The organism is Kocuria palustris, from assembly GCF_016907795.1.
In the GTDB taxonomy this organism is placed as follows: Bacteria; Actinomycetota; Actinomycetes; order Actinomycetales; family Micrococcaceae; genus Kocuria; species Kocuria palustris.
On sequence record NZ_JAFBCR010000001.1, the window covers coordinates 1745223 to 1764296 of the forward strand.

General features: G+C 70.9%; 22 protein-coding genes. 16 read left to right on the forward strand and 6 right to left on the reverse strand.

Annotation, left to right across the window (positions count from 1 at the left end):
• The 5 genes from JOE55_RS07780 (at position 1) to JOE55_RS07800 (ending at position 4272) form a co-directional block, all read left to right on the forward strand.
• Positions 1-1206, forward strand: coding sequence for an aminotransferase-like domain-containing protein (locus JOE55_RS07780; protein WP_204782541.1), 1206 nt, complete (start codon positions 1-3; stop codon positions 1204-1206).
• 110 nt (positions 1207-1316) lie between these two features.
• Positions 1317-1667 carry a PH domain-containing protein gene (locus JOE55_RS07785; RefSeq protein WP_231861284.1) on the forward strand — a complete coding sequence of 117 codons (351 nt, stop codon included), beginning with the start codon at positions 1317-1319 and terminating at the stop codon, positions 1665-1667.
• Positions 1668-1985: 318 nt separating this feature from the next.
• Positions 1986-2624 carry a hypothetical protein gene (locus tag JOE55_RS07790; protein ID WP_204782542.1) on the forward strand — a complete coding sequence of 213 codons (639 nt, stop codon included), beginning with the start codon at positions 1986-1988 and terminating at the stop codon, positions 2622-2624.
• A 202-nt stretch (positions 2625-2826) separates the two neighbouring features.
• Positions 2827-3495 (forward strand): excalibur calcium-binding domain-containing protein, encoded by a 669-nt coding sequence (locus JOE55_RS07795; protein ID WP_204782543.1) that lies wholly within the window; start codon positions 2827-2829, stop codon positions 3493-3495.
• A 321-nt stretch (positions 3496-3816) separates the two neighbouring features.
• The gene (locus JOE55_RS07800; protein ID WP_239546517.1) at positions 3817-4272 is read left to right on the forward strand and encodes a class F sortase; all 456 of its coding nucleotides are present in this window, start codon (positions 3817-3819) and stop codon (positions 4270-4272) included.
• 108 nt (positions 4273-4380) lie between these two features.
• On the opposite strand, the gene JOE55_RS07805 is transcribed toward JOE55_RS07800, so the two are convergent.
• Entirely contained in the window at positions 4381-4896 is a 516-nt protein-coding gene (locus JOE55_RS07805) for a GNAT family N-acetyltransferase (RefSeq protein ID WP_204782545.1), read from the reverse strand.
• Positions 4896-5561, reverse strand: coding sequence for a nitrogenase component 1 family protein (locus tag JOE55_RS07810; RefSeq protein ID WP_204782546.1), 666 nt, complete (start codon positions 5559-5561; stop codon positions 4896-4898). The genes JOE55_RS07805 and JOE55_RS07810 overlap by 1 nt, the downstream gene beginning before the upstream one ends.
• Positions 5562-5713: 152 nt before the next feature.
• On the opposite strand from JOE55_RS07810, the gene JOE55_RS07815 reads away from it, so the two are divergent.
• Complete coding sequence (locus tag JOE55_RS07815; protein ID WP_239546519.1) at positions 5714-6508, forward strand: CDP-alcohol phosphatidyltransferase family protein; 795 nt, start codon at positions 5714-5716, stop codon at positions 6506-6508.
• Between the two features lie 5 nt (positions 6509-6513).
• Positions 6514-7554: a phosphatidate cytidylyltransferase gene (locus JOE55_RS07820; RefSeq protein ID WP_204782548.1), complete on the forward strand. Its 1041-nt coding sequence runs from the start codon at positions 6514-6516 to the stop codon at positions 7552-7554.
• A 98-nt stretch (positions 7555-7652) separates the two neighbouring features.
• Here the strand turns inward: JOE55_RS07820 and JOE55_RS07825 are convergent, their stop codons facing one another.
• Positions 7653-8765 carry an LLM class flavin-dependent oxidoreductase gene (locus JOE55_RS07825; protein ID WP_204782549.1) on the reverse strand — a complete coding sequence of 371 codons (1113 nt, stop codon included), beginning with the start codon at positions 8763-8765 and terminating at the stop codon, positions 7653-7655.
• A gap of 232 nt (positions 8766-8997) precedes the next feature.
• Here JOE55_RS07825 and JOE55_RS07830 point away from each other — a divergent pair, with 232 nt between their 5' ends.
• From JOE55_RS07830 to JOE55_RS07840, 3 genes are read left to right on the forward strand one after another with little or no spacing between them, the layout of a single operon-like run.
• On the forward strand, positions 8998-9894 hold the full coding sequence (locus JOE55_RS07830) for an ABC transporter permease (RefSeq protein WP_204782550.1): 897 nt from the start codon (positions 8998-9000) through the stop codon (positions 9892-9894).
• Positions 9891-10781 (forward strand): ABC transporter ATP-binding protein, encoded by an 891-nt coding sequence (locus JOE55_RS07835; RefSeq protein ID WP_239546525.1) that lies wholly within the window; start codon positions 9891-9893, stop codon positions 10779-10781. The genes JOE55_RS07830 and JOE55_RS07835 overlap by 4 nt, the downstream gene beginning before the upstream one ends.
• A 23-nt stretch (positions 10782-10804) precedes the next feature.
• Positions 10805-11878, forward strand: a complete 1074-nt coding sequence (locus JOE55_RS07840) for a taurine ABC transporter substrate-binding protein (RefSeq protein ID WP_204782551.1) — start codon at positions 10805-10807, stop codon at positions 11876-11878.
• Positions 11879-11911: 33 nt separating this feature from the next.
• On the opposite strand, the gene JOE55_RS07845 is transcribed toward JOE55_RS07840, so the two are convergent.
• On the reverse strand, positions 11912-12943 hold the full coding sequence (locus tag JOE55_RS07845) for an arsenic resistance protein (protein ID WP_204782552.1): 1032 nt from the start codon (positions 12941-12943) through the stop codon (positions 11912-11914).
• An 88-nt stretch (positions 12944-13031) separates the two neighbouring features.
• On the opposite strand from JOE55_RS07845, the gene JOE55_RS07850 reads away from it, so the two are divergent.
• Positions 13032-13346, forward strand: a complete 315-nt coding sequence (locus tag JOE55_RS07850; protein WP_204782553.1) for a GNAT family N-acetyltransferase — start codon at positions 13032-13034, stop codon at positions 13344-13346.
• Between the two features lie 66 nt (positions 13347-13412).
• Positions 13413-14435: a pirin family protein gene (locus JOE55_RS07855; RefSeq protein ID WP_204782554.1), complete on the forward strand. Its 1023-nt coding sequence runs from the start codon at positions 13413-13415 to the stop codon at positions 14433-14435.
• 6 nt (positions 14436-14441) lie between these two features.
• Here the strand turns inward: JOE55_RS07855 and JOE55_RS07860 are convergent, their stop codons facing one another.
• Entirely contained in the window at positions 14442-15281 is an 840-nt protein-coding gene (locus JOE55_RS07860) for a hypothetical protein (protein WP_024289403.1), read from the reverse strand.
• Between the two features lie 154 nt (positions 15282-15435).
• Here JOE55_RS07860 and JOE55_RS07865 point away from each other — a divergent pair, with 154 nt between their 5' ends.
• Together JOE55_RS07865 and JOE55_RS07870 are read left to right on the forward strand one after the other, a co-directional pair.
• Positions 15436-15987: a methylated-DNA--[protein]-cysteine S-methyltransferase gene (locus JOE55_RS07865; protein WP_204782555.1), complete on the forward strand. Its 552-nt coding sequence runs from the start codon at positions 15436-15438 to the stop codon at positions 15985-15987.
• A 142-nt stretch (positions 15988-16129) separates the two neighbouring features.
• Positions 16130-16408, forward strand: coding sequence for a DUF2200 family protein (locus JOE55_RS07870; protein ID WP_204782556.1), 279 nt, complete (start codon positions 16130-16132; stop codon positions 16406-16408).
• 4 nt (positions 16409-16412) lie between these two features.
• On the opposite strand, the gene JOE55_RS07875 is transcribed toward JOE55_RS07870, so the two are convergent.
• The gene (locus JOE55_RS07875; protein WP_204782557.1) at positions 16413-17258 is read right to left on the reverse strand and encodes a PhzF family phenazine biosynthesis protein; all 846 of its coding nucleotides are present in this window, start codon (positions 17256-17258) and stop codon (positions 16413-16415) included.
• Positions 17259-17425: 167 nt separating this feature from the next.
• Here JOE55_RS07875 and JOE55_RS07880 point away from each other — a divergent pair, with 167 nt between their 5' ends.
• Both JOE55_RS07880 and JOE55_RS07885 read left to right on the forward strand, forming a co-directional pair.
• Positions 17426-18427: a zinc-dependent alcohol dehydrogenase family protein gene (locus JOE55_RS07880; RefSeq protein WP_024289400.1), complete on the forward strand. Its 1002-nt coding sequence runs from the start codon at positions 17426-17428 to the stop codon at positions 18425-18427.
• A 165-nt stretch (positions 18428-18592) separates the two neighbouring features.
• Positions 18593-19042 (forward strand): ASCH domain-containing protein, encoded by a 450-nt coding sequence (locus JOE55_RS07885; RefSeq protein WP_204782558.1) that lies wholly within the window; start codon positions 18593-18595, stop codon positions 19040-19042.
• The last annotated feature ends 32 nt before the right edge of the window (positions 19043-19074 follow it).

The following is a 19074-nucleotide window of genomic DNA, read 5'->3' on the forward strand; positions in this document are numbered from 1 at the left end:
ATGACCGATCAGTCCTCCCCCTTCGCCGGATTCCCCGTCTCGCCCGTCTACGACGGCATGACCTCGACCGCCGTGCGCGATCTGCTCGACGTGCTCTCCGTGCCCGGCGTCATCTCCTTCGCCGGCGGCGCGCCGGCGGCCGAGTCCTTCGAGATCGACGACGTCCGGGAGTGCTTCGACTGGGTCTTCGCGCATCGCGGTGCCAAGGCCCTGCAGTACTCGTCGACCCCGGGGGAGCCGGAGCTGCGCGAGCAGGCGGCCCGCCGCGTCTCGCGCACGCTGCCCACGAGTGCCGATCAGATCCAGATCACCACGGGCTCGCAGGAGGCCATCTACCTGGTGGGCCACGCGATGCTGCGCCCCGGGGACGTCGTGCTCGTCGAGCGGCCCACCTACCTGGCCGCGGTCCAGGCCTTCGCCTCCTCCGGCGCGCGGCTGATCGGGATCCCCTCCGACGACGACGGCGCCCAGCCGGAGGCGCTAGAGGAGCTGATCCGCGAGCACGACCCGCGCTTCGTCTACCTGATCCCCACGTTCCAGAACCCGTCGGGCGTGTCCATGCCCGCGCAGCGCCGCCGCGAGATCGCGGAGGTCTTGCTGCGCACCGGCGCCCCGCTGGTCGAGGACGACCCGTACGGCGAGCTGCGCTTCGAGGGCGAGACGGCCCCGCAGATCGCCGCGCTGCCCGGGATGGCGCGGCAGACGCTGCTGCTGAACTCGATGTCCAAGATCATGTCCCCGGGCATCCGCGTGGGCTGGATCCGCGGCGAGGGCCCCATCATGAACACGCTGTCGATCGCCAAGGAGGCCATGGGGCTGCACTCCTCGGTCGTGGACCAGCTGGCGGTAGCCCGCTACCTCGAGCACTACGACGTCGACGCGCATGTGGCCGAGGTCGCCGCGCTCTACCGGGGCCGTCGCGATGCGATGGCCGCTGCGCTGCCGTCGATCCTCCCGGAGGGCGCCACGATCACCCGGCCGGAGGGCGGGATGTTCCTGTGGGCCACGCTCGGCAACGGGATCGACACCACCGCGCTGCTGCCCATGGCCGTGCAGGAGGGCGTCGCGTTCGTGCCCGGGGCGTCGTTCTTCGCCCACGACCCGGACCGCACGACCATGCGCCTGTCGTACGTGACCAACCCGCCGGAGGTCATCGACGAGGGCGTCGAGCGGCTCGGGCGGGCACTGCGGCGCTGGCGCGGCTGAGGCGAGGATCGGTCCGCAACATCTGGAGCACAGGGCACCCCTGCATGAGACGATGACGGCGCCTAGAGTCCCACTGCCGGGGCCGGCCCAGATGCGCGAGGAGATGTTCGGTGCCCGAGTTCACGTTCATGCGGGAGATCCAGATCCCCCAGGACATCTTCCCGCTGCTGATCCAGGGAGAGCAGCCCGTCTGCGCCTTCGCCACGTTCCGCGACGGCTCCGTGTTCACCAACAAGCGGCTGATCCTGCGCGATGTCCAGGGGATGACGGGCAACAAGGTCCAAGTCATGTCGCTGCCGTACTCGCAGATCGTCTCGTGGGCCTCGGAGAACGCCAGCTCCTTCGACATGGACTCGGAGCTGACGCTGAACACCCGCGCCGGGATCTTCAAGCTCAACCTGCGCGGCGGGATCGACGTCCGCGCGCTCGACAACCTGATCGCGCAGGTCGTGCTGGTCTGACCCTCTTCCCCATTGCCGAGTGGATACTCAGTTGCGCTGACCATGCGAACAGCGCAACTGACTCACCACTCGACAGGGGTGAGGACGGACGGTCCCGTGCGCTGCGCAGCGCACGGGGCCGCCCGTTCTTCGTCCGCGATGCGGGGTGGTTCCATGCGTTTGCGTCTGTAATCGAATCGTGAGCGTCACACAGCGATCGTTTTGCAAACGTGATCGAATGTGCGGCCGCACTGTGGTTTGCTTCAGCTACTGGGGCCGCCGCACCCGCGACAGGGCCTCAGAACTTCCGTTCACCACCCAGACACCGGGAGCTCTGCCATGAAGAAGACCACCGCCACCACTGCTCTGGCCGCCACCATCGGCCTCTCCGCTTGGACCATGACCGCTGCATTCGCCGTCGCGCCCGCACCTGCGCCGTCTGACCCGGCCCCTGTGGCCGCGCCTGCCGAGGCCACGCTCCCCCCGCACGGATACGTGTGCGGGCCGGAGCCCATCACCGTCGACCGGGACACCTTCTCTCCGGACCTTCTCCCGCTGGTGGATCCGGATGGCGACGGCATCACCTGCGAGCCGGACGACGTCTATGCGCCCGGCGACAGCTCCGCGCTTCCCCCGGTCGGACTCGTGTGCGGGCCGGAGCCCATCACCATCGACCGGGCCACCTTCTCTCCGGACCTTCTCCCGCTGGTGGATCCGGATGGCGACGGCATCATCTGCGAGCCGGACGACGTCTATGCGCCCGGCGAGGTCGCGGCGTCCGAGCAGGCCGCCCCTGCCGCTGCCGAGGCCCCCACGGCCGAGGCTCCGGCCGCGGGCGCGCAGGTCGAGGAGGTCCCGGTCGGCGGTGCCGACACCGGCGTCTCCGAGTCGCCGAGCCGCACCGGTCTGCTGGCCGGTGGGGCGATTGCCGCGCTGGTCGGCGGCGGGCTCCTGCTGCGCCGCGCGCGCCAGCACTGACGCGTTGGCAGGTCGGGGGGGGCTCGGTGTCCGGGGATCGCCGCTCAGCACCGAGCTCCTCCTTCCTGCGGGTGGGCTGCGTCACAGAACGAAACCATGACGGGGCATTGGAAATGCACTGCTGGTCAGTGGTCAGATGACTCGGCATGTTGTTCGCGTTCGCGACGGCATGATCATTCATCTCACTCCAGAGGAGCCCCCCATGAAGAAGTTCGCAGCCGGCGCCGGCGCCACCGTCGTCGCCCTCACCGGCCTGTCGGGTCTGAGCATCGCCCCGGCCGTCGCCGCCCCTGGCACTTTCGACAACTGCGCTGAGGTCTACGCGGCCGGGGAGTGGCGCATCTCCAGCGCGGACCCCAGGTTCACCCCGGGCCTCGACGGAGACGGTGATGGCTACGGGTGTGACAACCCGGAATACCGCCCTGCGCAGCAGACTCCGGCGACCAGCACGCCCCAGACCCCGAGCGTGACCAGCCCGCAGGCCCCCGCCGCAGCCGATCCGGCCGCGGTGGAGCCGTGGACCTGGGACAACTGCTCGGAGGCCTTCGCCAACGGCGTCTCCAACATCCCGGCGGGCACCCCCGGCTACGGGACCCACCTGGACAGTGACCTGGATGGCATCGGCTGCGAGCTCGACGGCGGCGACGCCGCGGCCTTCCCCACTCCGGTCGATAGCAGCACCGCAGCCGATCAGTCCACCAGCACCACCGCAGAGGCCTCCCAGGTCACCGAGATCCCGGCGGGCGCCGCCGAGACCGGTGTGCCGGTCAAGGCCGACTCGAACCCTGCTGGCATCGTCGGACTCTCAGTGCTCGCGCTGGGCGCCGTGGCAGGCTCCGGTCTGCTGGTCCGCCGCGCCGTCAAGGCCTGACTGGCGCTGATCTCGGACCGGGTTCAACGCCTCGGTCCGCTTCCGGTGGCCGCGATGCCGTGAGGCATCGCGGCCACCGGGCCGCCCCCGCCGAGCCTGTCGGCAGGGATCTTGATCGCAGAGAGGATCACGACCATGAGGAACGCCCCGTCCGCTTGTCTGGCCGCGGCACTCGGTCTCGTCGTGGTCCTGAGCGGCTGTTCGGGTGGCGAGGTTCAGGACGATCGGTCTCCGGAGCCTTCTGCCTCGACGGCCTCCGCCGCCTCGAGGACGCCCTCCGCGGCAACATCAGCGTCGTCGTCGGGCCGGGACCCCGCCGTCATGCCCGAATCCTCCCCCACGGCCGTGCGGATCCCGGCGATCGGCACCGACTCCGAGCTGCTGCACCTGGGGCTGCGGGACAACGGCTCGCTCGAGGTCCCGCCCACGGGTCCTGACTCCCCGGCCTCCTGGTACGACAAGTCGCCGACTCCCGGTGAGCTCGGGCCGTCGATCCTGCTGGGCCACGTCAACGAGGAAGACGGCAGCGACGGCGTGTTCGCGGGCCTGCGCGATCTGCAGCCCGGCGATGAGATCCAGATCGAGCGCGAGGACGGCTCCACGGCCACCTTCGCGGTCGACTACGGCGAGGCCTACCCCAAGGACGACTTCGCCACGGACAAGGTCTACGGCAACACCGACGACTCCCAGCTGCGCCTGATCACCTGCGACGGCTACGACCCCGAGACCGGGCTGTGGGACGACAACTATGTCGTCTACGCCACGCTGGCCCCCTGACCTCGCGCCGAGTGGATGCTCAATTGCGCTGTTCGCCCCGATAGCGCAACTGGGTATCCACTCGGCGGGGGGAGGTGGGGCGGACCGGCTTAACCACGCACCCGGGGCTCAGAGCTCGAGCAGCATGGTGCCCTCGGCGGCCGTCGGGGCCTCGCGGTAGCCCATGGACTCGTAGAGCTGACGCGCGGGGTTGCCCGACTCCACGCTCAGCGACAGCGCGATCAGCCCGCGTCGACGGGCCTCCTCGTGCAGCTCGTGCAGCAGCATCCGGCCCACGCGCCGGTTGCGCCATTGCGGCAGCACATGCAGCGAGACCTCCGGGATGCCCTCCGCCACGAAGCCGTACCCCGGGTCCTGTTCCGGCAGGTGCAGCGCCCATGCGGCACCTGCCCATTCGTAGGTCGGCAGGGTCGCGATCGGCATGGCGACCACGCCGAAGTCCCCGCGCTCGAGCACCAGGCGCGTGTAGTGCGCAAACTCGGGGCGACGATCGATCTCTGCGGGCTCGAAGCGCGGACCCTGCCAGTTGAAATTGCCCAGGGCGGCCTCCCGCAGGATGGCCGGGGCCTCGTCGGCTTCGAGCGGGCGGACCGTCAGGCCGGTGAGGCGTGACTGAGGCAGCATCAGGCGGCCCCGCCGTCGAGCCGCTGGGGGGAGGAAGCAGAGGATTCGCGGCCCACCGAGCGGAAGAACCACGTGTAGAACGCGGTCCAGCCCAGGAGGAAGATCGCCAGCTCGACCGAGCGCGGGGAGACGCCCAGCAGGCGCGGCAGACCGCAACCGGGAGCGCTGAGCCCGCTGCGCCGCGCGAGTACGGCGATGCCCGAGATCGCTCCGGTGACCGGCATGAAGCGAGCCAGCCGAGCGGGGGCGGTCCAGGCCGCGAGGCCGCTCAGCGGCATCGTCTGCGCCCCGGCTGAGCGGGCGTAGAGCTTGTACGGGGTGCCGGTGAACGGGCCGATCATCATGGCGCGGAATCCGCGATCGCGCATCTGCGAGTCCACCTTGGCGACCATCGCGGGGCTGATCGCCGGGATACGTGCCGCCAGGGCGGCCGATCGCCCGGGGTCGGTTCCTGCGGCCCAGCGGTGGACCACTGCCCCGCCGAGGGCGGCTCCCATCGTTGCGGTGAGGGTCAGCGCCTGAGCTCGTGCCGGGCGGCGCAGCCCCACGGCGGAGGTCCAGGCGTCGGGGACCACGAAGAACACGGTGGCCTCCGCGAAGCCCCAGGTGAACGCGACCCCGTGCTGGAACAGGACCCATCCGATCCCGCGACGCTGCTCGCTCATGTCCGCATCCTGCCAGCTGCAGCACGCGTCGGGGAGGAAAGGCTGGACTTCCAGCGTCATGGGTGGTCAGATTGCATGATCAGCCATATATTCATGATGGCAAACACTCCGCGGCGGGCCCGCGGAATCCTGGCCCAGGAGGCGCAGTGAGCATGTCCTCGCAGGAACCGCGCGATGACCCGAGTGCCCATACCGAGTCCGACGGGGCAGCCGCCACCGGGGAGCGGACCATGCGCCGCGAGATCCCGCAGCGCAGCACGTCCTGGGCGCGGGCGGCGGCAGCGGCCGTCGGGCGCACGGGGATCACGCCGAACATGATCTCCTCGTCCTCCGTCGTCGTGGCCGCGATCGGGTGCGCGGCCCTCGTGGGCTCGGGGTGGGCGGTGTACCTCCACGACGACGGGGTGCGGGCGGCGCTGCTGATCATCGCCGCGCTCATGGCCCCGCTGCGTCTGCTGCTCAACATGCTCGACGGCATGGTCGCCGTCGAGGGCGGCAAGCAGTCCCCGGTCGGCGATCTCTACAACGAGGTCCCTGATCGGCTCGCCGATCTGCTCTTCCTGGCGGGGGCCGGCTATGCGGCCGCTTCGATCCACGGAGGGATCACGATCGGCTGGGTCGCCGCCTCGCTGGCGGTGCTGACCGCCTACGTCCGCTCGCTCGGAGCCGCGCAGGGGCTGTCGAATCACTTCGACGGGCCCATGGCCAAGCCGCGGCGCATGTGGCTGCTGATGCTCGGCTGCCTGCTCTCGCTGCTGGAGCCGGCGCTGCTCGTCCCAATGGGCCTTCCGCGGGGCTCGGTGCTGGGCGTCGTGCTGGGTGTGATCGCACTCGGCTCGCTGGCCACCGTCGTGATCCGGCTGCAGCTGATCGGCAGTGATCTGCGGACCAGGGCCGCCGGGGCCGAGGGCGTGCCCGGCGCCGCGCCCGGTGGACAGGAGTGCTGAGCGGCATGGGGATCGCCATGATGCCTGCGGGGATGCTCAGTGCGGGCTGGCTGCCCGAGCGGGTCGGCATGATCGGCGGGGCGGCTGCGTGGCTGCTGCTGGGCGCCGTCGTCGTCCTGGTCCTGGCCTCGATCGCCGTTCTGGCGATCTCCGCCCGGCTGCCGGCGTCCAAGGAGGGCTTCAGCACGGAGCTGCGGCAGCGGACCTGGGCCTGGTGGTACATGATCGGCGTCCTGGGGGCTGCGCTGCTGCTCGGGGAGACCGTGACGCTGCTGCTGTTCGCGGTGCTGTCCCTGCTGGCGCTGCGCGAGTTCGCCGCCCTGCTGCCGGATCGACGCCATGACCGCACGGCGCTGATCTGGCTGGGCATCATCACCCCGCTGCACTACTGGTTCCTGTGGGAGCACTGGTATGGGATGGCGGCGATCTTCATCCCGGTCTACGCGTTCCTGTTCCTGCCCGCGGTCGCGGCGCTGCAGGGGCGCACGGAGCACTTCCTGTCCCGCGCCGCCTCGCTGCAGTGGGCCCTGATGGTCTGCGTGTACGCGGTCTCCTACGTCCCGGCGCTGCTGCAGCTGCCGGTGGCGCTCGCGGAGGGGAAGACGGTTGCCGAAGGCTCGGTACCGGGCTCGGGCGGCTGGCAGGGGGCGGCGCTGATGCTGTTCCTGGTGATCGTGGTCCAGGGCTCCGACGTCCTGCAGTACGTCTGGGGCAAGACGCTGGGCAAGCACCCGGTGGCGCCGTCGGTGAGCCCGAACAAGACGTGGGAGGGGCTGATCGGTGGAGTCCTCTCGGCCACGGCGCTGGGAGCTGCGCTGTGGTGGGCGACCCCGTTCGCGCCGTGGCAGGCGGCGCTGCTGGCACTGGTCAGCTGCGTGATGGGCTTCGCGGGAGGTCTGGTGATGTCGTCGATCAAGCGGGATCGCGGCGTGAAGGACTTCGGCGCGGTGATCCCGGGCCATGGCGGGATCATGGATCGCTTCGACTCGCTGGTCTTCGCCGCCCCGGTCTTCTTCCACCTGGTGCGCTTCTTCTTCTCCCCCTGACCTCCCCGCCGAGTGGATGCTCAGTTGCGCTATTGGGGCGAACAGCGCAACTGGGTATCCACTCGGCGGAGGGGGGCGGAAGCGGAGGGGCGGAGGGGTCAGGAGGGGTCCGGGGCCAGGACTCCCCGACGGGCCAGCTCCGGGCGCAGGCCCTCGCCCACCCAGTACGCCTCCTCCAGATGCGGGTAGCCCGAGAGGATGAAGTGCTCCACGCCCACCGCGTGGTACTGCTCGATCAGATCGGCGACCTCCTCGTGGCTGCCCACGAAAGCCGTGCCGGCGCCGCCGCGCAGCAGGCCGACGCCCGCCCAGAGCCCGGGGTGGACCTCCAAGTCGCGGGCGCTGTCCGGGACGGTGCCGCCGTGCAGCTCGGTCATCCCCTTCTGCGCCGTGGACTCGGACGCGGCCAGATGCTTCTGCGAGGCCTTCACCTCCTCCGGATCCATCTGCTCCAGGAAGCGCTGCGCCACGGCCCATGCGTCCTCGGAGCGGTCCCGGGTGATCACGTGGGCGCGCACGCCGAACTCCAGGGTCCGGCCCTCTGCGGCCGCCAGCTCGCGCAGCCGCTCGATCCGTGCACCGACCTTCTCCGGGACCTCGCCCCAGGTCAGATGCACATCCGCCCGGCGCGCGGCCACGGGCAGCGCGGCCTCCGAGTTTCCGCCGAAGTACAGCGGCGGCACAACAGCAGGCTGCTCGAAGGCCCGGGCGTCGCGCGTTTTGTAGTGGGCGCCGTCGAAGTCGACCCCGCCCTGGGCCCAGATCGACGAGACGATCTCCATGAACTCATCGGTGCGCTCGTAGCGCTGATCGTGATCGAGCCAGTCGCCGAAGCGCTGCTGCTCGGCCGACTCCCCGCCGGTGACGATGTTGAACATCAGCCGCCCACCCGAGATCTTCTGGTAGGTCACGGCCATCTGGGCGGCCAGGGTGGGGGTGATCGTGCCGGGGCGGAAGGCCACCAGGAACTTCAGCTTGGAGGTGGCTCCGATCAGCGCGGCCGTGGCGATCCAGGCGTCCTCGCACCACGAGCCGGTGGGGGTGAGCACCGCGTGGAAGCCGTTGGCCTCCGCCGCGCGAGCCACCTGTGCCAGGTAGTCGAGGCTCGGCTCGCGAGGCGTCGCCACTGCGCGGTCGTTCGAGTGCGGTCGGTCGACCACGGAGCGGCCGTCGCCGTTGGTGGGCAGGAACCAGTTCAGAGTCACGCTCATCGCGCAGGAAGCCTTCTCTCGAGCCGTGGGATGCTTGCCGTCGGCTCGAATCTACGTCCCCTGAGGCGCGCGTCCGGGAAATGCGACTCGATCCGTAGGAATAGTTGACAGGCGCTCATCCCCAGGCTCGGCTCTGTGTGACGACATGACGCCCGACCGGGGGGAAATCCCCACAGATTCGGTAGGTTTCGGACTCCGAGAGCTTCTCCGCCTTCCCCAGATCGGATGCCCCATGTCCCTCCAGGCCACCGAGACGACCCCGCCGTCGTCGGAGACGCCCGACGAGACGGACAGTCCCCGTCGTCCGCAGCGACGACGACGGCGTGAGCGCCTCCAGCGCATTCGCACCACCGCGGTGAGCCTGGTCGTGCTGGTCCTGCTGTGGTGGCTCGTCACCGCCGTCGGGCTGGTCCAGCCCCTGTTCCTGCCCTCGCCGGGGGCTGTGTGGTCGGCGTTCGTGCAGGCCAGCTCCTGCCGTCCGGTCGACGACGACGCCACCCGATGGGCCTGCGGCGAGCAGGGCTACTTCCTCTGGGAGCACCTGGCGCACAGCCTGCGCCGGATCGCGATCGGCGTGGGCGTCGGTGCGGTCGTCGGCGTGGCCCTGGGTGTGCTGCTCGGCGCGTTCCGCCCGGTGCGCGAGATCGTGGAGCCGTTCCTGCACTTCCTGCGCGCCCTGCCGCCGCTGGGCTACATCGGCCTGCTGATCGTGTGGTTCGGCATCGGGGACACCTCCAAGATCTGGCTGCTGTTCCTGGCCGCGTTCCCGCCGATCGCCGTGGCCACCATGCAGGGGGTCCAGGGCGTGCAGGTCTCCCGCGTGAACGCGGCGCGCTCGCTGGGGGCCACCCGCTGGCAGGTGATGCGCCATGTGACCATCCCGTCGGCGCTGCCGGAGGTCATCGGCGGCATCCGCATCGCCACCGGCTTCACCTGGACCACGGTGGTCGCCGCCGAGCTGAACAACGGCATCCCCGGCATCGGCGGCCTGGCCTATGTCTCCGGAACGCAGCTGCAGACGCCGCTGACCATCGCCTGCATCATCGTGATCGGCCTGGCGGCGGTGGGGCTGGATGCTCTGATCGCGGCCGTGGGCCGCGTGGCGACGCCGTGGCAGGGCCGAGCATGAGCGCCCCCGGACAGCCCAGCCGCAACGGGCACGACGACCCCCAGCACCGCGCCGATCAGGAGCACTCGCCGATGGATGACCGGAGCGCTGCCGCCAAGATCCGGCTGACGGCCGCCGCCAAGGACTACACGACCGACTCCGGCGACATCGTGCACGCGCTGGCGCCCACCGATCTGGAGATCGGGGAGGGCGAGTTCGTGTGCATCGTGGGCCCTTCCGGCTGCGGCAAGTCCACGCTGATGGACATGATCGCCGGGTTCCACTCGCCCTCGAGCGGAGTCGTGGCGGTCGACGGCGACCCGGTCACGGGCCCGTCGGCGGCGCGCGGCGTGGTCTTCCAGCAGGCCAATCTCCTGCCCTGGAAATCGGTGCGGGCCAACGTGGAGCTCGGCCCGCTGCTGCGCGGCGCGCCGGCCCAGGAGCGCCGGGAGATCGGCGAGCGTCAGCTGCGGCTCGTGGGCCTGGAGTCCTTCGCGGACCGCAAGCCCTACGAGCTCTCGGGAGGCATGCAGCAGCGCGCCCAGATCGCCCGTGTGCTCGCCAACGACCCGGACGTCATCCTCATGGACGAGCCGTTCGGCGCACTCGATGCCCTGAGCCGCGAGCGGCTGCAGGTCGAGCTGCGCGGGATCTGGCGCCAGGACCGCAAGACGATCGTGTTCATCACGCACTCGATCGACGAGGCCGTCTACCTCGGCACCCGCGTGCTCGTGATGAGCCCGCGCCCGGGTCGGATCGCCCTGGACCTGCAGGTCGAGATCGGCCGGGACCACGACGACGTCTCCGTGCGCACCAGCCCCGAGTTCACCGCCCTGCGGGAGCGGATCGCCGGGGCGATCTACGGGGACGCCGCAGGCACGTCCCGCAGCACGACGGTCGGCGAATGATGATCAGCCACGAGGAGCGCCCCATGACCACCAGCATCCGCAGGGGCTCCGTCGTCGCGTCCCTGGCCGCCGTCGCGGCCCTGCTGCTCAGCGGCTGCACCGCAGCCCAGACCGAGCGTCGTCTCAATGCCGAGCACGGCGGCGCGGTCGCCGAGTGCCCCTGGGAGGCCGATCAGTCCGTCACCGGCACGATCGACCTGGGCTATCAGCTGCTGCCCAGCGGCGACCTGATCGTGCGCGATCAGCAGGTGCTGGAGACCTGCATGCCCAACGCCGACATCCGCTGGACCCAGTACGCCTCGGGTGCCGAAGTCGTGCAGGGCTTCGGCGGCGACTCGCTGGACATCGCGACGGTGGGCTCGTCCCCGGCGGTGAAGGCGCTGTCCGTGCCGCTGGATCTGCCCGTGGAGGTCGTGTGGATCCAGGACGTGATCGGCGAGTCCGAGGCGCTGATCGGCGCGGAGGGCATCACCGACCTCGAGGATCTGCGCGGCGGCAGCGTGGGCGTGCCCTTCGGCTCCACCGCGCACTTCAGCCTCCTGGCGCTGCTGGAGCAGGAGGGCCTGTCCGACGACGTCACCGTGATCAACCTGTCCCCGGATGCCCTGCTCGGGGCCTGGCAGTCGGGGGAGATCGACGCCGCGTACATCTGGGACCCCACGCTCGGGGAGCTCGAGGCCGACGGCGGCACCCGGCTCGTCTCCAGCACCCAGGCCGCAGAGATCGGGGCGCCGACCTTCGACCTGTCGGCAGCCGATTCCGGGTTCGCCGAGGAGAATCCCGAGGCCATGGAGCAGTGGACCCGCGCTCAGGACTGGGCGGTGCAGATGCTGCAGGACGATCCCGATCGCGCCGCCGAGATCCTGGCGCTGCAGATGGGCTCGGATACCGAGACTGTCCGCCGCCAGATCGACGGCACCGGCTACCTGCGCGCCGGCGAGCAGCAGGAGCAGTTCTTCTCCGGGCCCCTGGCCGATGCCCTGATCGACACCGGGGACTTCCTGGACCAGCAGGGAGAGATCGACGCCCCCGCCGATCCGCAGCACTACCGGGACGCGGCGGCGTCGTCGGCGATCGAGGAGGTCGCCGGGGGCTGAGTCTGTCCCGCGCTCCCGGCGGCGGAGCCTGGCTCAGCGGCCGAGTTCGACTGCTCTCGGCAGGGGCAGCAGGCGGGGAACCAGCCGCACGAGCACCACCATGCCCACGAGTTCGACCATGGTCTGCATGACCACGGCCAGCGGGATCAGCGGGGCCTGGTCCGCGACGGCCACCGCCAGGGGCAGCACCACCAGGGAGTTGCGCGCGGTCGCGCTGAAGACTGCGGCGCGCGCCGAGGCCACCGGCAGTCGAGCGGCGCGGACGACCAGCACGGTCAGGGCCGTCATGAGCACCAGGAAGGCCACGTACACCGGAACGGACAGCGCGATCTCGGCCAGCTGGCCGCGCACCGCAGCGATCTGCGAGGCGATCACGGTGAGCAGCACCAGCATCAGCGCGGGGACCATGAGGGCCTGGCCGAGGGCCTCGATGCGTCGGGCGGTCAGGGAGACCCGTGAGCCTCGGGGTTCTGCGGAGACTGCCGCCGCGTCGTCCGGTTCGCCGCCGCGGCCTACCGCGAGCTGCACGACGACGGCCGCGCCCAGCGGCACCAGCAGCATCCACACCAGGGCGCTGAGGAACGGCCCGGGCTCGATCCGCAGGGGGACGTCGGGCCCGGCCAGCAGCCACAGCAGCGGGCCCAGCAGGAGCATCTGCGCCAGCATCAGCAGCGGGGCCGCGGCGGTGAGGCGGGCGCGGTCACCTCCGGCCAGCCCGGCGAACACGATGACCCAGTCGATGCACGGCACCAGCAGCACCACCAGGACCCCCAGCACGAGCTCGGGATGACCGGTCAGCGGGCGGGTCAGCAGCCACGCGACCACCGGGACCACCAGGAAGTTCAGACCCAGCAGCACCAGCAGGAAGCGGCGGTCGCGCAGTCCGTCGCCCAGCTGCGTCAGCGGGATCCCCAGGAACGTGCTCCACAGCAGCACCGCGATCAGCGGCGGCACGGCCGGCTCCCACGTGGACGTCACGGCGGGGAACGCCAGACCCAGCGCCGCGCCGAGGACCATGGTCGCCAGGTACAGAGGCACCTGATGCCGCTCCAGCCACGCGACCATGACCCCTCCGCTCCCGAGCTTTCCGAACCTCCAGTCTCCGGTGGCCGCCTCGGCGGCACAAACCCGGGTCGCCGCGAGTTGCACGGACATGACCGACGCACAGCAGACCTCGTCCACCGCAGATCTCGAGCTGCGCCACGACACCGCCGCGCACGCCTTCCAGGCGCTCGACGGCGGTCGCGTCGTCGGCGAGGCCCACTACACCCCGTACGAGACCGACGGTCGCTCCCAGCGGATCTTCGACCACACCCTCACCCAGCCCAGCCATCGCGGCCGCGGCGTGGCCGATCGGCTGGTCTCCTGGGCGATCGCCGAGACCGTGGCCGAGGGCATCGAGCCGCAGGCCACCTGCTGGTACGTGCAGGGCTGGCTGCGCGAGCACCCGGAGGCACTGGCCGGCTGAGTCGGCGCCGCCGTCGTCGACCCGGTAGTTCGTGACACGTCACGGGGCCTGTGCTGGAATGACCCCATGAGCAACGTGGAGCCCGTCCCGCTGGAGACCATCTGCACCGCCGAGCCGGGGCACGAGATCCAGATCCTGCCGCCGCGCATCGTCCCGTTGGGCGGGCCGCGCGCCATGGACGTTCGACGGGTGCTGCCGCAGCGCAAGCGCTCGCTGATCGGCGCCTGGTGCTTCCTGGACAGCTACGGCCCGGACGATGTGGCGCAGACCGGCGGCATGGACGTCCCACGCCACCCGCACACGGGTCTGGCGACGGTCTCGTGGCTGTTCACCGGTCAGATCGACCACCTGGACTCGGCCGGCAACCGCGCCGTCGTGCGCCCCGGCGAGATGAACCTCATGGTGGCCGGGCGCGGCATCGCCCACCAGGAGATCTCCACTGCGGACACGACCGTCCTGCACGGCGTGCAGCTCTGGTACGCGCTGCCCGAGGCCACGCGCCACATGGATCACCGCTTCATCCATCACGTCCCGCAGCCGGTGCACGGCGAGGGTTCGCAGATCCGCGTCTTCATCGGGGAGCTGTCCGGCGACGACGCCCGGGTGGAGACCTCCACGCCTCCGCTGCTGGGCGCGGAGATCCTGCTCGAGCCCGGTGCCGTGCTGGAGCTCGACGTCCAGGCCGGCTTCGAGCACGGCGTCTACTTGGACTCCGGCTCCCTGAGCGTGGACGGCGTCGCCGTGGAGACCGAGCACCTGGCGTACATCGGCCCGGGCCGCGAGAGCCTCCGGCTGGAGGTCGGCGGCGACGCCGAGCCCGTGCGCCTGATCCTGCTGGGCGGGGAGCCGCTGGGCGAGGAGATCGTCATGTGGTGGAACTTCATCGGCCGCACGCACGACGAGGTCGCCGCCTATCGCGCGATCTACCAGCATGAGCTCGGCTTCGAGGCCGCCCCGTCGGAGGAGATCCTGAGCGCCGCGGGCCTGAGCCCGGACGACCCTCCGCGCTTCGGGCCCTACTCCGACGGCGAGCCCGATCCGCTGCCCGCCCCGCCGCTGCCGAACACCCGGCTGCGCTCGCGGGGCTGAAGCTCCTCAGCGGCTCTCGGCGGGAGCGCCGATCGCCTCTCGCAGCGCGTCGATGAACTCCTCAGGGGAGCTCACCGGGTGCGGCAGGGGCACCGCGACGGTGTCACGGTGGGGTCCGTCGACCAGCAGGAGCATGAGCTCGCGGTCGGAGAGTGACACCGGGTAGGCGCGCCCCGTGGCGCAGCGCACGCCACCCGGCGCGTGTGGGTGCTCGGCGGTCGGCGTCGACGCCGGGCGAAGCTCGGTGAGAAGGCCCGTCAGGTGCGTGCCCCATTCGGAGCGCAGCAGCTCGACGGTCTCGAGCTCCTCCGCCGGTCCGGGCCACGACGGCCGCGGGGCCAGGGCCTCGCGATCCAGCATGTGGCACCCGGGGATGTGGTGGATCGTCATGCGCAGGGGCTCCACGCGCCACAGCTGCGAGCCCGGCCAGCAGGTGAAGGTCCGGGCGATCTCGCTGGGCAGGGGCCCCTCGGAGAGCAGTGCGGTCTCCTCGTCCTCCGTGCAGCGGGTGACCACGGCATGGCCGCTGAGCTCGGCGACCGTCATGCGGATCTCGGCCACGGGGGCCTCCGCTGCGATCGTCATGGAGACGTGCTGCGGGCGCTCGATCGGCATGGGCGGCCACTGCCCCTCCTGCGGGGACACCACCATGTAGCGGGTGCCGTCCTGTGCGGCCCCGTGGAAGGACGTGTCCAGGAGGTGCCCGCGGACGCCGTCATGGCAGGAGATCGTCATCCGGCCGGCGCCGTTGAGCAGGCGTGCCGCGGCATCTGCGGCGGCGACGTCCAGGTGGCAGGGGGTGCCCTGTGCCGGAGCGGCTGTCTCGGCGTTCTCGCTGGGGGTCATGATCGCTCCAGAGGGTGTCGGCTGCGGTGGTGCGGCGGGGTCTGTCGCACCCTCGATGAGGTGAGCCTAACCTGATCTTGAGGTGCGCCGTCAAGAGCGGATGCCCTGTTGCGGGTCGAGCTGAGCGTCGTCGTGCCAGGATCGGGGCATGCACATGCCCTCTGAGCCCGTCTGGAGCTGGGTCGAGACGCCGATCGGCGACGGCCTGATCGTGATCGGGCCGCAGGGTGCGATCCGGGCGGCGTTCTCCCGCCCCGACGGCACGGGCATGCCCAGCGAGGAGTCCGTTCTGATCGAGGCGGGCGCTCAGCTCGGAGCTGCGCCTGCGCACGACCCTGCCGCGCTGGCCGAGATCCTGGAGCGGATCGAGGCCTGGTTCGACGGCTCCGTGCAGGACCTCGACGTGCCCGTCGACCTCGCTCCGGCTGACGGCTTCAGACGGGCGGCGTGGGAGCGGATCGCGCAGATCCCGTACGGGCAGACCCTGGCCTACGGGCAGCTGGCCGCCGAGGCGGGCCGTCCCCGAGCCGCACGTGCGGCGGGGACGCTGTGCTCGGAGGTCCGGGTGCCCCTGTTCCTCCCGGTGCACCGCGTGACCCGCGCCGACGGCAGCACCGGCGAGCCCGACCCCCGCCATGCCGTGCGCCGCATGCTGATCGACCACGAGCGCGCGGTCCTGACCGGCGGCCCATCCCCCTGGGCGTGAGCGCTGCCCCATCGAGGCCGCAGCACCGCATGCCCCCACCGTTGAGGCCGCACAGTCGCATGCCAACCGCGCTGATGGGTGGCCCTTCTGCGGCCTCAACGCGTGCGGCGGCGAGGCGATGCAGGTCGATAGGGTTCTGCGCATGACGACCGATGGGAAGACCCTCCAGCGGGTTGCCGCCATGCCGTTCGCCTCGGTGTATCCGCACTACGTGACCAAGGTCGAGAAGAAGGGCCGCACCCGTGAGGAGCTGCACGCGGTCATCACCTGGCTGACCGGCTATGACGACGCCGAGATCCAGCACCACCTGGACGCCGAGACGCCGTTCGAGGAGCCGCTCATGCAGCAGGTCCGCTGGATGGACAAGCTGGTCGACGAGCGCGCCAAGGGCAAGGCGCTCGAGAAGATCCTGCGCGGCTGAGGTCTCAGAAGCTCACGATGCCGGTGATCGTGACCTCCGCGGTCCCGCCGACCCACACGTCCTGACCGTCCGAGCGCACGCGCACCCGTCCGCTGCGACCGATCGCCGTGCCCTGCGCCGCCGTGTACTCCTCCGGTGCCACCCCGGCGCGGATCAGCCACGTCCCGAAGCCCGCCTGGAGGCTGCCCGTCACAGGGTCCTCGCGCATGCCGTGCTCCGTGGGCACGAAGGCGCGGACCTCCACGTCGGCATCCCGTGCCGGCTCATGCGGGCCGAAGACGCCCAAGCGCAGATCGTGCTCCGCGATCAGGGCGGCATCCGGCTCCAGGGCCAGGACGGCCTTGGCATCCGCCAGCACGATCCCCAGCCACCCGGGCCCGTTGTCCACCCAGTTGGCGTCTTGGATCTCGCCCGGCTTCAGGCCGAGCGCCTCGGTGGCCAGCGCGAGGGCCGACGACTCGACTTCTCCGCCACGGCGCAGGGGAGGGGCTGAGAAGGACAGGCCGTCGTCGTCGGACAGGACGGTGATCAGACCCGCACCGCACTCCTGGACCACGGTCCCGTCCCGGCGCAGTGCGCCGCCGGCCGCCAGCCAGGCGCGTGCCGAGCCCAGGGTGGGGTGCCCGGCGAACGGCAGCTCCTCCTGCGGGGTGAAGATCCGCACGCGGTAATCGGCCCGCTCGTCCTCCGGCGGCAGCAGGAAGGCAGTCTCGGAGAGGTTGGTCCAGCTCGCGAACTGGGCCATCTGCTCATCGGTGAGCTCGGCGGCGTCGTGCACGACGGCCAGCGGATTGCCCCCGTGCGGCACCGCGGAGAAGACATCGACCTGGGAGAAGCGGAAATCGACCATGGTCGTGAGTCTGGCACTGGGCTCGGACGGCACAATGGCTCCGCGCGGTCATGGTGATCGTCGTGCTGAGGGCGGATCGGCTCTTCTGCGACGTCGGCCGTCGGTGGCAAGCTGGAGGCACAGTCAACCGCGGACCCGCGTGCGGTCCGTTCGAGAGGAGCCCGACCATGAAGCAGTTCATCGTCCCCGCCGGCGGCGGCCTGGAGAATCTCCGGGTCGACGACGTCGCAGAGCCCGGCGCTCCCGGCCCCGGCGAGATCCGTGTGCAGGTCAAGGCCTCGAGCCTGAACTTCCACGACTACCTGGTGATCTCCGGCGGCACGCCCCCGGACGAGGATCGCGTGCCCCTGGCGGATGCCTCCGGCGTGGTCGCGGAGGTCGGCGAGGGTGTCGACGAGTTCGCGGTCGGCGACCACGTGGTCTCCTTGTTCTTCCCGTTGTGGCAGTCCGGCGACGACGTCCCGTCCTCCTTCGCGGGCTCCCCGGGCGACGGGGTGGACGGCTATGCCCGCGAGTCCGTGGTGCGTCCGGCGAGCTGGTTCACTGCAGCGCCCGAGGGGTGGACCCACCCGGAGGCTGCGACCATCACCACCGCCGGCGCCACCGCCTGGCGCTGCCTGGTGACCGAGGGCGGTCTGAAGCCCGGGCAGACCGTGGTCCTGCTGGGCACCGGTGGCGTCTCGATCCTGGCGCTGCAGATCGCCAAGGCCATGGGTGCCCGCGTGGCGATCACGTCGTCGTCGGACGAGAAGCTCGCCCGCGCTCGCGAGCTCGGCGCCGACATTACGGTGAACTACAACGACGACCCCGAGTGGGGCCGCACGATCAAGAAGCAGACCGGCGGGGCGGACATCGTCCTGGAGTCCGCCGGCGCGCAGACCCTGCCGCAGTCGCTGCGGGCCGTGAAGCCGGGCGGGGTGATCTCGCTGATCGGCGTGGTCGCCGGCGACAAGGGCGAGATCCCCACTGCGCTGCTGATGACCAAGCAGGTGCGCCTGCACGGCGTGCTGGTGGGCTCGCGGGCCATGCAGCAGGAGTTCGTGGCGGCCATGGACGGCCTGGGCATCCGGCCGGTGCTGGATCAGACCCTGCCCATGACCGATCTGGCGAAGGCCTGCGAACTGATGCAGGGCCAGTCCCACCTGGGCAAGATCGCCCTGGAGTGGTGAGACCGCGTCCCTGAGTACGCGGCTGCCTGCCGAGATCCCGTTTCCCTGCGCCCGTTCCGCCGAGATCCCGCCAGAATGCGCGGAATCACGGAATCCGCGCACGGAAGCGGGATCTCGGCATCAGCGGCGCACGGAAGCATGATCTCGGCGAGGAGAGAGGGCGCTATGGGCGTGATGTCCTCTTGGGCCGGCGTCCGGGCTGAGGTCGCTGGTCTGCCTGAGCAGGTGCCGGATGCATGGGCCTTCGGGGCCACGAGCGAGCAGGCCGACGAGCTGCTGGGCCTGGTGCTCGCCGGGACCAAGACGGGGACTGCATCCTCGCTGTTGGACTACGAGGCCGAGGGCGAGCCGTTGCCGACAGCAGGGGACCTGCGCATCCTCCAGGACGGCCGCGGGGAGCCGCGCGCTGTGATCCGCACGACTGGCGTGCACGTGGCCCCCTTCTGCGAGGTCGGCGCAGGGCATGCGCGCGCCGAAGGGGAGGGCGACCGGTCCCTGGCGCACTGGCGCACCCGGTGCCGTCCAGCTGACGCTTTCGCGCGCGGCTGCCTGCCGAGCTCACGCTTCCGCGCTCCCGGTCCGTCGAGATCACGCCAGAATGCACGGAATCGCTGATTCTGCGCATGGAAGCGTGATCTCGGCACGGG

What these genes read in the sequence shown, in the direction of transcription:
- JOE55_RS07780 (WP_204782541.1), top strand. Translation starts at nt 1, where the DNA reads ATGACCGATCAGTCCTCCCCCTTCGCCGGATTCCCCGTCTCGCCCGTC.
- JOE55_RS07790 (WP_204782542.1), top strand. Translation starts at nt 1,986, where the DNA reads ATGAAGAAGACCACCGCCACCACTGCTCTGGCCGCCACCATCGGCCTC.
- JOE55_RS07795 (WP_204782543.1), top strand. Translation starts at nt 2,827, where the DNA reads ATGAAGAAGTTCGCAGCCGGCGCCGGCGCCACCGTCGTCGCCCTCACC.
- JOE55_RS07800 (WP_239546517.1), top strand. Translation starts at nt 3,817, where the DNA reads ATGCCCGAATCCTCCCCCACGGCCGTGCGGATCCCGGCGATCGGCACC.
- JOE55_RS07805 (WP_204782545.1), bottom strand. Translation starts at nt 4,896, where the DNA reads ATGCTGCCTCAGTCACGCCTCACCGGCCTGACGGTCCGCCCGCTCGAA.
- JOE55_RS07810 (WP_204782546.1), bottom strand. Translation starts at nt 5,561, where the DNA reads ATGAGCGAGCAGCGTCGCGGGATCGGATGGGTCCTGTTCCAGCACGGG.
- JOE55_RS07815 (WP_239546519.1), top strand. Translation starts at nt 5,714, where the DNA reads ATGTCCTCGCAGGAACCGCGCGATGACCCGAGTGCCCATACCGAGTCC.
- JOE55_RS07820 (WP_204782548.1), top strand. Translation starts at nt 6,514, where the DNA reads ATGGGGATCGCCATGATGCCTGCGGGGATGCTCAGTGCGGGCTGGCTG.
- JOE55_RS07825 (WP_204782549.1), bottom strand. Translation starts at nt 8,765, where the DNA reads ATGAGCGTGACTCTGAACTGGTTCCTGCCCACCAACGGCGACGGCCGC.
- JOE55_RS07830 (WP_204782550.1), top strand. Translation starts at nt 8,998, where the DNA reads ATGTCCCTCCAGGCCACCGAGACGACCCCGCCGTCGTCGGAGACGCCC.
- JOE55_RS07835 (WP_239546525.1), top strand. Translation starts at nt 9,891, where the DNA reads ATGAGCGCCCCCGGACAGCCCAGCCGCAACGGGCACGACGACCCCCAG.
- JOE55_RS07840 (WP_204782551.1), top strand. Translation starts at nt 10,805, where the DNA reads ATGACCACCAGCATCCGCAGGGGCTCCGTCGTCGCGTCCCTGGCCGCC.
- JOE55_RS07845 (WP_204782552.1), bottom strand. Translation starts at nt 12,943, where the DNA reads ATGGTCGCGTGGCTGGAGCGGCATCAGGTGCCTCTGTACCTGGCGACC.
- JOE55_RS07850 (WP_204782553.1), top strand. Translation starts at nt 13,032, where the DNA reads ATGACCGACGCACAGCAGACCTCGTCCACCGCAGATCTCGAGCTGCGC.
- JOE55_RS07855 (WP_204782554.1), top strand. Translation starts at nt 13,413, where the DNA reads ATGAGCAACGTGGAGCCCGTCCCGCTGGAGACCATCTGCACCGCCGAG.
- JOE55_RS07860 (WP_024289403.1), bottom strand. Translation starts at nt 15,281, where the DNA reads ATGACCCCCAGCGAGAACGCCGAGACAGCCGCTCCGGCACAGGGCACC.
- JOE55_RS07865 (WP_204782555.1), top strand. Translation starts at nt 15,436, where the DNA reads ATGCCCTCTGAGCCCGTCTGGAGCTGGGTCGAGACGCCGATCGGCGAC.
- JOE55_RS07870 (WP_204782556.1), top strand. Translation starts at nt 16,130, where the DNA reads ATGACGACCGATGGGAAGACCCTCCAGCGGGTTGCCGCCATGCCGTTC.
- JOE55_RS07875 (WP_204782557.1), bottom strand. Translation starts at nt 17,258, where the DNA reads ATGGTCGATTTCCGCTTCTCCCAGGTCGATGTCTTCTCCGCGGTGCCG.
- JOE55_RS07880 (WP_024289400.1), top strand. Translation starts at nt 17,426, where the DNA reads ATGAAGCAGTTCATCGTCCCCGCCGGCGGCGGCCTGGAGAATCTCCGG.
- JOE55_RS07885 (WP_204782558.1), top strand. Translation starts at nt 18,593, where the DNA reads ATGGGCGTGATGTCCTCTTGGGCCGGCGTCCGGGCTGAGGTCGCTGGT.